The sequence below is a fragment of the Phenylobacterium sp. genome (genome assembly GCF_036563385.1).
Lineage (GTDB): Bacteria > Pseudomonadota > Alphaproteobacteria > Caulobacterales > Caulobacteraceae > Phenylobacterium.
Genome location: NZ_DATCML010000012.1, coordinates 289,842 through 302,552, shown reverse-complemented (window position 1 = coordinate 302,552; position 12,711 = coordinate 289,842). Strand labels below are relative to the sequence as shown.

10 protein-coding genes are annotated in these 12,711 nt (G+C 70.2%); 4 read left to right on the top strand and 6 right to left on the bottom strand.

Features of this window, described 5'->3' with window-relative positions; genetic code table 11:
* The first annotated feature begins 11 nt into the window (after nt 1-11).
* Nucleotides 12-1,703 (top strand): sensor histidine kinase, encoded by a 1,692-nt coding sequence (locus VIL67_RS12690; RefSeq protein ID WP_332049267.1) that lies wholly within the window; start codon nt 12-14, stop codon nt 1,701-1,703.
* A gap of 41 nt (nt 1,704-1,744) precedes the next feature.
* On the opposite strand, the gene VIL67_RS12685 is transcribed toward VIL67_RS12690, so the two are convergent.
* On the bottom strand, nt 1,745-3,217 hold the full coding sequence (locus tag VIL67_RS12685) for a L,D-transpeptidase family protein (RefSeq protein ID WP_332049266.1): 1,473 nt from the start codon (nt 3,215-3,217) through the stop codon (nt 1,745-1,747).
* Nucleotides 3,218-3,258: 41 nt separating this feature from the next.
* Nucleotides 3,259-5,199, bottom strand: coding sequence for a S9 family peptidase (locus VIL67_RS12680; RefSeq protein ID WP_332049265.1), 1,941 nt, complete (start codon nt 5,197-5,199; stop codon nt 3,259-3,261).
* Between the two features lie 139 nt (nt 5,200-5,338).
* Here VIL67_RS12680 and VIL67_RS12675 point away from each other — a divergent pair, with 139 nt between their 5' ends.
* A complete protein-coding gene (locus VIL67_RS12675) occupies nt 5,339-7,678 on the top strand; it encodes a membrane-bound PQQ-dependent dehydrogenase, glucose/quinate/shikimate family (RefSeq protein ID WP_332049264.1) in 2,340 nt (779 codons plus the stop codon).
* A gap of 56 nt (nt 7,679-7,734) precedes the next feature.
* On the opposite strand, the gene VIL67_RS12670 is transcribed toward VIL67_RS12675, so the two are convergent.
* The 4 genes from VIL67_RS12670 to VIL67_RS12655 all read right to left on the bottom strand — a co-directional run bounded on the left by VIL67_RS12670 (nt 7,735) and on the right by VIL67_RS12655 (nt 10,313).
* On the bottom strand, nt 7,735-7,917 hold the full coding sequence (locus VIL67_RS12670; protein WP_332049263.1) for a CsbD family protein: 183 nt from the start codon (nt 7,915-7,917) through the stop codon (nt 7,735-7,737).
* Between the two features lie 169 nt (nt 7,918-8,086).
* Nucleotides 8,087-9,118: a glycine zipper 2TM domain-containing protein gene (locus VIL67_RS12665; RefSeq protein ID WP_332049262.1), complete on the bottom strand. Its 1,032-nt coding sequence runs from the start codon at nt 9,116-9,118 to the stop codon at nt 8,087-8,089.
* 302 nt (nt 9,119-9,420) lie between these two features.
* A complete protein-coding gene (locus VIL67_RS12660; protein WP_332049261.1) occupies nt 9,421-9,615 on the bottom strand; it encodes a hypothetical protein in 195 nt (64 codons plus the stop codon).
* 113 nt (nt 9,616-9,728) lie between these two features.
* Nucleotides 9,729-10,313, bottom strand: coding sequence for a TetR/AcrR family transcriptional regulator (locus tag VIL67_RS12655; protein WP_332049260.1), 585 nt, complete (start codon nt 10,311-10,313; stop codon nt 9,729-9,731).
* A 96-nt stretch (nt 10,314-10,409) separates the two neighbouring features.
* Between VIL67_RS12655 and VIL67_RS12650 the strand changes: the two genes are divergently transcribed.
* Both VIL67_RS12650 and ettA read left to right on the top strand, forming a co-directional pair.
* Nucleotides 10,410-10,748, top strand: coding sequence for a DUF8200 family protein (locus VIL67_RS12650; RefSeq protein WP_332049259.1), 339 nt, complete (start codon nt 10,410-10,412; stop codon nt 10,746-10,748).
* A gap of 280 nt (nt 10,749-11,028) precedes the next feature.
* Nucleotides 11,029-12,696: an energy-dependent translational throttle protein EttA gene (gene ettA, locus VIL67_RS12645; protein ID WP_332049258.1), complete on the top strand. Its 1,668-nt coding sequence runs from the start codon at nt 11,029-11,031 to the stop codon at nt 12,694-12,696.
* The last annotated feature ends 15 nt before the right edge of the window (nt 12,697-12,711 follow it).

Genomic DNA, 12,711 nt, shown 5'->3' with positions numbered 1-12,711 from the left:
TAGGCGCCTGCTTGCGCAGAGCGATCTCGGCGAAGCCGGAAAAGCTCGGCATCACTTACCACCTGGGTCACGCGGCGCTGAGCTACGAGCGGCTGCCGGCGCCGCTCAAGGCGCTGGTCGATCAGCTCTGGGCGGTGCACTCCAACTCTACGACGACGCCGCCGCCAAGCCGGAAGACCTGCCTACAGGATGCCCACGCGGCTGGCGCGGAGGCGGAAGGCCTCATATCTTCCCGCCCCTGCATCTCGGAGAGGCGTGTGGCGGAAGAGGAGGGGCGGGGAGACACCGTCCGCGGCATCTCGGCGGAGCTACGCCAGCTGTTCGAGCGTGCGCCGGGGCTCGCCGTCGTGCTGCGCGGGCCGGACCACGTGTTCGAGTACGCCAACCCGGGCTACCTGCAGCTGATGGGCTGGCGTGACTTGGAAGGCCTGCCCCTGCGCGAGGCGGTCCCCGAGCTGGCGGGCCAGGGGTTCCTGGAGCTGCTCGACGAGGTTTATCGCACAGGTCGTCCGTATGAGGGCCGCGCGATCCCTATCCTGCTGCCCTCCGCCCCCGGAGCTCCGCTGGAAGAGGGCTACTTCGACTTCGTCTACCAGCCGATCGTCGGCCCCTCCGGCGAGGTGGAGGGTATCTTCGCCCAAGGCTCCGACATCACCGAGCGCGTCCGGGCGCAGGAACGGCTCCGCGCCAGCGAGGCGAGGTTCGCCGACATCTTCACCCAGGCGACGGTCGGCATCGCCCAGACCGACCTGACCGGGCGCTTCGTCCTCGTGAACGACCGCCAGTGCGAAATCCTCGGCCGCACGCGGGAGGACCTGATGAGCCGCACCATGCAGGAGGTCACCCATCCGGATGACCTGCCCGGCAACAAGCTGCTCTTCCAGAAGCTGATCGAGACCGGCGAGCCCTTCGTCATTGAGAAGCGCTACGTCCAGCCTGACGGCCGGCACGTCTGGGTCAGCAACAACGTGGCCCTGCAGCGGGATGGGGAGGGGCGGCCCCAGTACGTCACGGCGGTGGTCGTGGACATCACCGAGGCGAAGCTGGCGGCGGCCCGGCAGAGGCTGCTCATCAACGAACTCAATCACCGCGTGAAGAACACCCTGGCCACGGTTCAGTCCCTGGCCGCCCAGACCCTGCGCACCGGAGATCCCAAGGCCAACCAGGCCGCCTTCGTGGAACGGCTGATGGCGCTTTCCCGCGCTCACGACGTTCTGACCCAGGAACAATGGTCCGGGGCGGACCTTGCCGCGGTGCTGGAAGCGGCGCTGAAGCCCTTCGGAGGCGAGCAACTGGAGCGGTTCAGGGTGTCAGGCCCGGCGGTGCGGCTGGCGCCGACCCAGGCCCTCGCGTTCTCGATGGCCTTCCACGAACTGGCCACCAATGCGGTGAAGTACGGCGCCCTCAGCGGCGCCGCCGGACTTGTGGCGATCACCTGGTCGGTCGAACCTGGCGGGGGCGCCGCGCCGGACAGGCTGCTGCTGACCTGGCGAGAGTCGGGCGGGCCGCCGGTTTCGCCACCCGCTCGGGAGGGTTTTGGCTCGCGCCTCCTGAAGGGGCTCGCCCAGGAGCTCGGCGGCTCGGTGCGATCCCTCTATGCGGCCGGCGGCGTGACCTGGACGATCGAGGGGCGGCCCTCGGCCACGGTCACGGACGGGCCGCCCGGGTCGATCGCTCCCGGCCTCGCGGGAGGCGCGGCCTAGCGGCGGTCGCCGCCGGGCGCAGAGCGTCGCACCCGGTCTCCTCAGCCGCCTCGCCGACCTGCCGGCGCCGCGGCGATCTGCTTCGCCATTTGTGCGTCCATCACCCGCAGCAGCTCGGCGTCCCAGCCGTAGACGTCGGGCCGGAAGGCGATGCGGCCATTCTCCGGGAAGGCCGTCAGGTACATCAGGCGCACCGGCACCTTCTTGGCCAGCTTGACGGTGGTCGTCTCGCCCGACGCGAGCACCTGGTCGAAGCGCTCGGCCGACCAGCCCTGCTCGCGCGAGATCAGCATCCGGGCGAAGGGCACCGCCTGCTCCAGCCGTACGCAGCCATGGCTCACTGCGCGACGGGCCTGGTTGAAGGCGGCCTTGGCGGGGGTGTCGTGCAGGTAGACGGCGTAGGGATTGTCGAAGTCGAACTTCACCAGGCCAAGAGCGCTCTCCGGTCCGGGCTGCTGGACCAGGCGACCTTCCTTCTGGACGAAGTTGTTGGCCGCAAAGTAGCCGGGATTGGCCGCTTCCTTGGGATAGAGCTCCTCCTGGGCGATGCCGTCCGGCACGTTCCAGGGCGGGTTGATGACGATGGAGTCCACGGCCGAGGCGAGGATCGGGGTCTCGTCCCCGGGCTTGCCTGACGCGGAGCGCATGGCGACTTTCACCTGCCCGTCCTCGATGTAGGTCATCACGCTGGCGGCGGTGTTGACGTCGATGCGGGTGGCGGGCTGGTCCCTCGGCAGCCAGCGCAGGCGCTCGAGGTTGGCGCGGATCTGGGCGGCGCGGGCCAGGGCGGGGACGTTCAGCTCGGCGTGGGTGGCCTTGTCGATCTGGCCAGTGGCCGGCAGGCCGTGGGCCGCCTGGAAGCGGCCGACAGCGGCGGCCAGGGCGGCGTCGTAGGTCCCGCTGGGCTGCACGTCCTTCAGCTCGGGATCTTCCGCGGCGAGGCGCTGGTGCAGGGCGGCGACGCCGGGGCCGGACGCGCCGGGCGCCAGGCGCTCGGGCACGGCGGGCCAGCCGCCGTCGGCGGCCAGCTGCAGGTAGCGCGCGTAGGCCGCCTGGAGCGTCTTGTACTGCGGGTTGGCGGGGGGCAGGGCGTCGAGCCACTCGCGCAGCTCGCCCTTCTGCAGGGCGGCCGCGAGGTCGGCCTCAGCGTCGTACTCAGCCGGGCGCAGGCCCCAGTCCTTGCGGAGCGCCGACTTTGGCACGCCAAGGCCGTGCTGCGCGCGGGCGTAGGCCACGAGGGCGGCGCGCAGCCGCTGGTCGCGAGCAGCACCCTCGGCGTCCTTCAGCTGGTCGGCGCCGAAGGCGTCCTTGGGAAAGCCGTGGGCGGGGGCGGCGGCGAGGACCTCGACGGCGTAATCCGCGTCGCGGGCGCTGATCTGGCCGTTCCCGCCGCCGCGGTCGCAGGCGGTGACCAGCAGGGCCGCGAAGGCCGAGAGGATCAGGGAAAGGAGGGGGACTCGCCGAAAGCCGGCGGCCGGGGAGGGCGGCCGCACGGCCGGGAACGCGATGCTCATACGGAAACGAACGCGGCCGTGCGGTTTTGGTGCCGCCTAAGTCATTGGACGCCGAGCACCTTTCTCAGGAACACCACCTCGGTGGCCCGCACGGCCTCCTGGTTGGCCTTCTTCTGGATGCCGTGGCCCTCGTCCTTGGCGACCACGTACCAGACCTCGGTGCCCTGCGCCCTGAGCTTGGCCACCATCTGTTCGGACTCGCTCTTGGGCACGCGCGGGTCGTTGGCGCCTTGGAAGACCATCATCGGCTTCTTCATGCGGTCGCTCATCCGGATCGGGGCGATGCGGTCGAAGACCTTGCGCATGGCCGGGACCCGTTCGTCGCCGTACTCGGCCCGGCGCAGGTCGCGCCGGTAGCCCTCGGTGTTCTGCAGGAAGGTGACCCAGTCGGAGATGCCGTAGAGGTCGATCGCCCCGGCGATCCGGTCGTTGTAGTGGCCGGCGACCGCCAGGACCATGTAGCCGCCGTAGGACTGGCCCACCACGGCCACCCGGCTCGCGTCGAGGTCGGGCTGCTTCGCCACCCAGTCCAGCAGCGCGCCGATGTCCTTGACCGAGTCCTCGCGCTTCTCGGCGTTGTCGAGGTTCAGGTAGGTCTTGCCGTAGCCGGACGAGCCGCGGACGTTGGGGATGATCACCGCCGCCCCCAGCTCCTTCACCCAGGACTGCCGCCGCGCGCTGAAATAGGGCTGCTCCTGGCCCTCCGGACCGCCGTGGATCTGGATGATCACCGGCAGCTTCCCGCTCTTGCCCTGCGGGCGATAGATGAAGGCCGGGATCGTCCGCTTGTCGAACGTCGGGTAGCGGAACAGCGTCGGCTCGACGAGGGTCTTGCGGTCGATGCCGCCGAGTTCGCTCTCCGTCCAGCGGGTGAGCTGGCCCGACGCCTGGTCCCAGGTCCAGACGTCGTCGGAGGCGGTGGAGGTGGACAGCGACAGGCCGAGCTGCCGGCCGTCCGGCGAGAATTTCATGCCGGTGAGCACGCCCATCGGCAGCTTCGGCCCCGGCAGCTCGCGGCCGGTGGCGATGTCGCGCAGGACCACCTTGTTGTAGCCCTCCTCGTTGACCGCATAGGCGAGGGTCCTGCCGTCGGCGGCCACGTCGAGGCGCTCGGCGCCCCACTTGGCGCCGGGCTCCAGGTCACGCACGGCGCCGGTGGCGAGGTCGAACACCACCGGGCGGGCGACCTCGGCGCCGTCGTCCGACAGCGCCACGACGGCGGCCCCGCCGAGCGCGAAGGCGGCGTCGGCGTAGCCGATGCGGCGGCCCGTCGGCCCCACCGGCGTCAGCTGGCCGCTGGCCACGTCCAGCATGAACAGCTCCACGTGGGACTGGGCGTTGTAGCGCTGGGCCAGGATGCGCCGGCCGTCCGGCGCGATGGCCAGCGGCGACATGGCGCCCTTGCCCTCGTGCACGACGCGCCGGCCGCCCGGGTTTGCGGGGTCGGCCAGCACGATGTCGTAGTTGGGATCGCCCGGGGTCACCTGGCTCCAGGCGACCAGCCGGCCGTCCTTGGAGAAGACGAAATTCTGGTTGCGGGTGTTGGGGGCGGTGAGCTGGACCTCGCCGCCGTCGAGGTCGCGGATATAGGCCTGGTAGTACTCGGCCCCGCCCACGTCGCGGGGATAGAGGTAGCGGGACGACCCCGGCAGCACCTTGGCTTCGTTGACCGGCTCTTCGAAGAAGGTGAGCTGGGTGCGCGCGCCACCCGGGCGGGCGACCCGGTGGATCTGGGTGGTGTTGCCGAAGCGCGTGGCGATCAGGATCGAGCCGTCCGGCAGCCAGTCCTCAAAGGCGGCGCCCCGGGCGTTGTAGTACGGCGCCAGCCGCGCCTGCAGGTCCGGCGGGGTCTGCGGCACGCCGTTGTAGACGATGTTCCCCACCTCGCGGACGGCCGGCGCGGACGCGGGCGCCTGGGCCGGCGCGGCGGTGGCGAGGGAAAGCGCCAGGGCGGACCCCAGCAGGACGGCGCGCGACAGCATCGGTGATGGCCCCCAGCAGAAAGGAGCCGCGACCGAAGCGCGGGCCGCGCCCGCCGTCAACGGACCACGGTTGAACGCCGGTTTGCGGCCGCGCGTGGAGCGTGCAGACTGCGCCGCAAAATACGAGGGGGGAGACGAGATGGCCGAGGAACGGACGCGCCGCGGCGCGGGCTGGTGGGCTGCGCTGATCGGCAGCCTGTTCGTGGCGGTGGTCGGCGCGGCGCTGAGCGCCGGGGGCGTGCAGCTCGTGATGCTGGGGGGCTCGCCCTACTATCTGCTGGCCGGGATCGGCGTGCTGGCGGCCGGCGTGCTGCTGGCCCTGCGCCGCGCCGTCGGCGGGGCGGTTTATGGGGCGGTGCTGCTGGCGACCCTGGGCTGGGCGCTGTGGGAGAGCGGCTTCGTCTTCTGGCCCCTGCTGCCCCGGCTGTTCGCCCCGGCGGTCCTCGGTGTGATCGTCCTGCTGGTTCTGCTGAGCTTCGCCCGCCATCGGCGGAAACTGCCCATGGGGCTGACCGCGGCTGGCGTCGTTCTGGCGCTGGGCGTGCTGGGCGCCTCGATCCCCGGCGCTTACAGCCAGGGTCAGGCGAGGGCGGCCGCGCCGGTCAGGGCCGCTGGGGCGGCCGCCGTTCCGGGTGACTGGCGCTACTACGGCCGCGACGCGGGCGGGCAGCGCTATGCGCCCGTGGGCCAGATCAACGCCGGCAACGTCGCCCGGCTGCAGGTGGCCTGGACCGTGCGGACCGGCGAGAAGGCCCGGCGCGGCTCGGAAGACCAGAACACCCCGGTGCAGGTGGGCGACACGGTCTACCTCTGCACCCCGACCAACGTGGTCATCGCCGTCGACGCCGACACCGGCGCGCAGAAGTGGCGGCACGATCCGAAGGTGCGCCCCGGCTTCTGGAACCGCTGCAGGGGCGTCGGCTACTACGAGACCGCGGCGGGCAAGGCCGCCCAGCCCGGAGCGGCCTTGCCCGCCTGCGCGCGCCGGATCATCTCCACCACGATCGACGCCCGGATGTTCGCCCTGGACGCGGCCACCGGCCAGCGCTGCGCCGGCTTCGGCCAGGACGGCGTGGTCGACCTGAAGCAGGGCATGGGGGAGGTGAAGCGCGGCTTTTACTTCCAGACTTCGACGCCAACGGTCGCGCGCGACCGGGTGATCATCGGCGGCTGGGTGATGGACAACCGCGAGCTGGGCGAGCCGTCGGGCGTCGTCCGCGCCTTCTCGGCCGAGACCGGCGAGTTGGTGTGGGCTTGGGACCTCGGCAACCCCGCGATCACCAAGCTGCCGCCGGAAGGGCAGACCTATACGCGCGGCACGCCCAACGTCTGGTCGACGCCCGCCTTCGACGAAGCGCTGGGGCTGGTCTACCTGCCCACCGGCAACGCCACGCCCGACTACTGGGGCTCGCACCGCTCCGCGGCGTCGGAGAAGTACGCCTCGTCGGTGGTGGCGGTGGACCTGGAGACCGGCCGCGACCGCTGGGCGTTCCAGACCGTCCATCACGACGTCTGGGACTACGACGTGCCGGCCCAGCCGATGCTGATCGACCTGCCGCAGGGCCCGGCGGTGGTGGTGCTCACCAAGCGCGGCCAGGTGTTCGTGCTCGACCGCCGTACCGGGGCGCCCCTCGTCCCGGTCACCGAGCGCCCGGTCCCGCAGGGCGCGCCGAAGGGCGAGTGGGTGTCCCCGACCCAGCCCTATTCCGCGATCCCGGCCGTCGGGACCGGGCGGCTGAAGGAGTCCATGATGTGGGGGGCGACCCCGCTCGACCAGCTCGCCTGCCGGATCAGCTTCAGGAAGCTACGCTACGATGGCGACTTCACGCCGCCGGGGCCGGAGGGCCGGCCCAGCCTGCAGCACCCCGGCAACGCCGGCGGGATGAACTGGGGTTCGGGCGCCTGGGATCCGCAGCGCGGCCTGCTGATCGTCCCCGACATCCGGATGCCGCAAAGCGTCTACCTGAAGCCGGTGAAGGGGAACACGGGCCTGCTCTCGCCCGAGCGGCCGCCGCAGAGCCGCAACGCGGTGCTCTACAAGGCCGAGAACGACCGGCTGATCGGGCCCCTGGTGATCCCCTGCCTGCAGCCGCCGAACGGGGTGCTGAACGCCATCGACCTGGTGAACAGGCAGATCGTCTGGCAGGTCCCCATGGGCAGCGCCGAGACCAGCGGACCCTTCGGTACGAAGTCCGGCCTGCCGATCCCGCTGGGCACCTTCGGCGTCGGGGGGCCGGTGGCCACCGCCGGCGGCGTCACCTTCCATGCCGCCACCACCGACCCCTACCTGCGCGCCTACGACACGGGCACCGGCAAGGTGCTCTGGCAGGCGAAGTTGCCGGTGGGCGCCGGGGGCACGCCCATGACCTATGTCTCGCCGAGGAGCGGGCGGCAGTATGTGGTGGTCTCGGCCGGCGGCGCGCGGACCAGTCGCGAGAAGGGCGACTACGTCGTGGCCTACGCCCTGCCGAGATCCTGACGCAGAAAGGGCCGCGCCTGGCGGCGCGGCCCTCGTCCGTCTGCGATGGGAACCGCTTAGTGCTTGAGCACGTCGCGGGCGGCTTCCTTCAGGTTGCCGACGCCCTTCTGGACCTTGCCGGCGGCCTGATCGGTGTGGCCTTCGGCTTCCAGGCGCTCGTCCCCGGTGATCTTGCCGGCGGCTTCCTTGATCTGGCCCTTGGCGTCCTTGCCGGCGCCCTTCATCTCGTCACGGTGCATGGGATGTTCCTTTCAGCGTGTCGCGTTGGCAGTCATAAGCGGAAGGAGAGGGGCCGGTTCCTAAGGCGGAGCTAGGGCGGCGTGCGGCCGCGCCCAACAAAGCAGCGCGCCACCCGCCGGATCGCGTCGCCCCCGCCTTGCGCGGGGACTTCGCTCGAAGCCCCAGCGGCTACCGTCCGTAGGGCCGGTTGCGCTCGCCGCGATCACCGCGCACGTCCTCGCGGATGTTGGCGCTCAGCGTGTCCAGCCTCGCATTGATGGTCGCCTGAGCGGCAGGGCCGAGGACGCCGCGGCGGTTCCTCAGCGAACGTTCCTCCCGCTCGATCGCGGCCAGGGTGCGCATCGCGTGCTGGCCTTCCGCGCGGCTCAGCCGGCCATTCTCGATGTTGCGGCTGATCCGCTGCGCCAGGTCGGCTTGGCGGTCGTCGATGCTTCGGCCGCCCTCGGCCGCATAGTCCGCGCGCTGTTGCTGCGCGTCCGTCGGGATCCAGCGTCCGCGGGTGTCGTAGTACCCTCGCGCTTCGCCGCGCACCCAGCGGCCGTTCGCATAGTAGCCAGGCTGAGGATCGGCGACCCAGACGCCGTTCGCGTCGCGCCGTCCGCTCGCCTGCCCCGACAGCCACTGTCCGTCGGCATTGTAGCGACCCGTCGAGGGGCCTTCGATCCAGCGGCCCGAGCGATCGTAGTGCCCGGGCGCCGCAGCGGCCACCCAGCGCCCGTCTTGCGTGTAGTAGCCGCTCGCCGAGGCCGGAACCCAGCGTCCGGCGCTGTCATAGTAGCCGGCGGCCGAAGCGTCGGAGGCGACCTGAACCCAGCGCCCGTCCCGGTCATAGTGGCCGCGGGGAGCGCCCTCGACCCAAGCGCCGTTGCGGTCGAAGTAGCCGGCGGCGTCGCTCGAGGCGACGGTGTTGGCGTGCCACAGGCCGTTGTTGTCGTAGTAGCCATAGGCCCGAGAGCAATCGGGCTTTCCCTTCGTCACCTGGTTTCCGAGCAGGGCGCCGGCGATGCCGCCGATGACCGCCCCCTCGGTGCGGTCGCCGCGGCCCGCGACGGCGCTGCCAGCCAATGCGCCCAGCCCCGCGCCCGCCACCGTTCCGGCGACGCGGCCGTTCTGGCGCTGTTCGCAGGTCTGCTGCGCGACGGCAAGGCTGGGGATCAGGGCCGCGGCGCAGACGCCGGCGACCAGGGTTTGAATTCTCATGAGATCGACTCCTGGGGATGAGGCGTACCCATCCCGACGCGTGGAGCCTACGCTGATGCAGAAAATAAGCCAGCTATATATAAATATAACGAAATGGAACCTAAGACGGGTCCAGTGTTGTGATCGCCGGAGGACCGCATCACGAAAGTGGACCGGAAGCGGAATTCCTCAGGATCTGTCGGCAGCATGTTTCACAAACTTCTTTGCGGGCTGATCGAGATCTGGAATCTGGCCACAAATACCTGAAGGGATCTAGCGCTCAACGATCGTACCCGCCGCCGGTGGGCCACGCCGGCTGGTCGTCAGATGTAGCGGAGCGGCCGGGCCATCCCCGCCTCCACGACCCCCTGAGACGCTTCCCAGGTGTGCACCTGCTGGCAGCTGGTGCAGCGGAACGAGCGTGTTCCCGTCATGGTCTCGATGATCACGCTCGCGGTGCGGTGTCCGGTGGGGACCAGGGTCAGCGAGGTGGGGCAGGTCGTCAGGATGCGCGGCATGTGAAGCTAAGCGTCGCCAAGCGCATTGGTTGCGTGCGCGGCGCGCAACGCCGCCCGCGGCGCCTGCACATCCGACGGGGACGCGCGGGCCGCAGCGGCCGAGGTGGACCGCCCTAGCCCTCGCTCCGGTCCAGCAGGGCGTGGAAGGCGGCGCGGGCGGAGCGGCGGGCGTCGGGGTCGCCCATCAGGCGCTTGGCCTCGGAATGGCCGAGCAGGTAGCTCTTCATCTGGAAGTAGGCGGCGGCGGCCTCGGCCTCGGCCATGGGCGGCTGGCGCATGGCCTGGAACTCCCGCATCAGCGTGCGTCGCCAGCGCTCCATCCCGCGCTGCAGGGCGTCGCGAAGCGGCCCCGGTTGGTCGTCCAGCTCCACCGACAGCGCCATGATCGGGCAGCCGTGGGCCGCGCACTCCGTCTCGGTCCAGTCCAGCCAGCGATCGAAGATCGCCTGCAGCCGCGGGCGGCCGTGCGGCAGGTCCTGGACGGGCCGCCAGACATACTCGGTGAACTGCTCCTGCGCGCGCTCGATCACCGCGAGCTGCATCGCTTCCTTCGACTCGAAGTGCTTGAAGAGCCCGCTCTTGGACAGGCCGACCGCCTCGGCCAGGTCGCCCAGGCTCGCGGCGATCAGGCCCCGCTGGGCCACCTGGCGCGTCGCCTCGTCGAGGATCCGCACGCGCGTCGCATCGCCCTTACGCACCGGCCAAGCCTCCCTGCTTGACAATAAGTGACCGATCGTGCTCTTTCGAGCTTAGCGACCGGTCGTGCTCTTTTCCCTATCGGAAGGATCACGAGAATGCAAAAGTTCAGTGTGTTGGGGGCGATCGCCGCGATGGCGACGATGGCCTCGGGGGCGGCCTACGCCCAGTCCGCCTCATCCGAAGCGCGCCTGACGAGCCCCGTTACGGCGCCGCAGGAAGCCGTCATCGCGGGCGTCGCCTGGCGCTGCGAGGGCGACGCGTGCCTGGGCGCCGGCCACAAGGCCAACGTCGATGGCCTGGTGCGCGAGTGCAAGAAGGTGGTGGCCGTGGTCGGCCCGGTGGCGAGCTACAAGAGCCGCGGCCGCGACCTCACCATCGGCCAGCTGCGCGCCTGCAACAAGGCGGCCGTGCAGATCCAGACTGCGCGGAACTGAGGCCCTGCTCCCCTCTCCCCGCCTGCGGGGAGAGGGTGGGGTGAGGGGCGGCTCGTGCGGCGGTGATCCGCCGATGCCGGCTCGAGGGCCCTCGGGCCCGTATCCGGCGCAGCAGAGAGGGCCAGCCGGCCCTCACCCTGCCCTCTCCCTCCCACTTCGTGTGGGGGAGAGGAGATCGGCCGCAGGCGCTCCGCCCGCCCCGCCGTTGCGCCGGCGCCGCCGCGCCGCTATCTGCTCGCGCGACTTCCCTTGAATTCGAACGAGCGAGCGCGGACGCCCAATGGCGCAGCAATACATTTTCCAGATGCAGGGCCTCACCAAGGCCTATCCCGGCGGCAAGAAGGTCTTCGAGAACATCTGGCTGTCCTTCTACTCGGACGCCAAGATCGGCGTGGTGGGGGTGAACGGCTCCGGTAAGTCGACCCTGCTGAAGATCATGGCCGGGATCGACAAGGAGTTCTCCGGCGAGGCCAAGGCCGCCGACGGCGTGAAGATGGGCTACCTGGAGCAGGAGCCCCACCTCGACGAGGCGCTGAACGTCCGCGGCAACGTCATCGCCTGGTGCGAAGAGAAGAAGATCTTCGACCGCTACAACGACATCGCGGCCAAGCTCGGCGAGGACTATTCCGACGAGCTGATGGAGGAGATGACCGCCCTCCAGGAGAAGATCGACGCCCACGACCTGTGGGACATCGACAGCAAGATCGACATGGCCATGGACGCCCTGCGCTGCCCGCCGGACGACTGGCCGGTGGACAAGCTTTCGGGGGGCGAGAAGCGCCGCGTGGCGCTGGCCCGCCTGCTGCTCAGCAAGCCCGACATGCTGCTGCTCGACGAGCCGACCAACCACCTCGACGCCGAAAGTGTCGCCTGGCTGCAGCACCACCTTGAGGCCTTCCCGGGCTGCGTGATCCTCGTCACCCACGACCGCTACTTCCTCGACCAGGTGACCAAGTGGACCCTGGAGCTCGACCGCGGCAAGGGCATCCCCTACGAGGGCAACTACTCCGGCTGGCTGGAGCAGAAGACCAAGCGCATCGTCCAGGAGCAGTCCGAGAGCGAGGCCCGCCAGCGCGCCATGACCCGCGAGCTGGAGTGGGTGCGCTCGGGCGCCAAGGCCCGGCAGGCCAAGTCCAAGGCCCGCCTGGCGCGCTACGAGGAGATGGTCCGCGAGCAGGAGAACGCCCGCCAGGCGCAGTCCTTCGCCGCCATCCAGATCCCGCCCGGCCCGCGCCTGGGCAATGTGGTGCTGGAGGCCGAGAACCTCTCCAAGGCCTATGGCGACAAGGTCCTGTTCAAGGACCTGTCCTTCAAGCTGCCGCCCAACGGCATCGTCGGCGTGATCGGCCCGAACGGCGCCGGGAAGTCGACCCTGTTCAAGATCATCACCGGCCAGGAGAAGCCCGACAGCGGGACCTTCCGCGTCGGGGAGACGGTGAAGCTGTCCTACGTGGACCAGAGCCGCGACGCCTTGGATCCCAGCAAGAACGTCTGGGAGGAGATCTCCGGCGGGCTCGACATCCTCACGGTCAACAAGCGCGACATCAACACCCGCTCCTACGTGGGCTCGTTCAACTTCCGCGGCGGCGACCAGCAGAAGAAGGTGGGCCTGCTGTCGGGCGGGGAGCGCAACCGCGTCCACCTGGCCAAGACCCTGACCACAGGCGGCAACCTGATCCTGCTCGACGAGCCGACCAACGACCTGGACATCGAGACCCTGCAGAACCTCGAGGAGGCGCTGGAAGAGTTCGCCGGCTGCGCCGTGGTCATCAGCCACGACCGCTGGTTCCTGGACCGGCTGGCCACCCACATCCTGGCCTTCGAGGGCGACAGCCACGTGGAATGGTTCGAGGGCAACTTCGAAGCCTACGAGGAGGACAAGAAGCGCCGCCTCGGCACCGAAAGCCTGATCCCCCACCGCATCAAGTTCCAGAAGTTCGCACGGTAGGCGGAGGAGTCGTCC

Excerpts from the sequence above, each read along its gene's own strand:
- VIL67_RS12685 (WP_332049266.1), bottom strand. The coding sequence starts at position 3,217 with ATGAGCATCGCGTTCCCGGCCGTGCGGCCGCCCTCCCCGGCCGCCGGC.
- VIL67_RS12680 (WP_332049265.1), bottom strand. The coding sequence starts at position 5,199 with ATGCTGTCGCGCGCCGTCCTGCTGGGGTCCGCCCTGGCGCTTTCCCTC.
- VIL67_RS12675 (WP_332049264.1), top strand. The coding sequence starts at position 5,339 with ATGGCCGAGGAACGGACGCGCCGCGGCGCGGGCTGGTGGGCTGCGCTG.
- VIL67_RS12670 (WP_332049263.1), bottom strand. The coding sequence starts at position 7,917 with ATGCACCGTGACGAGATGAAGGGCGCCGGCAAGGACGCCAAGGGCCAG.
- VIL67_RS12665 (WP_332049262.1), bottom strand. The coding sequence starts at position 9,118 with ATGAGAATTCAAACCCTGGTCGCCGGCGTCTGCGCCGCGGCCCTGATC.
- VIL67_RS12660 (WP_332049261.1), bottom strand. The coding sequence starts at position 9,615 with ATGCCGCGCATCCTGACGACCTGCCCCACCTCGCTGACCCTGGTCCCC.
- VIL67_RS12650 (WP_332049259.1), top strand. The coding sequence starts at position 10,410 with ATGCAAAAGTTCAGTGTGTTGGGGGCGATCGCCGCGATGGCGACGATG.
- ettA (WP_332049258.1), top strand. The coding sequence starts at position 11,029 with ATGGCGCAGCAATACATTTTCCAGATGCAGGGCCTCACCAAGGCCTAT.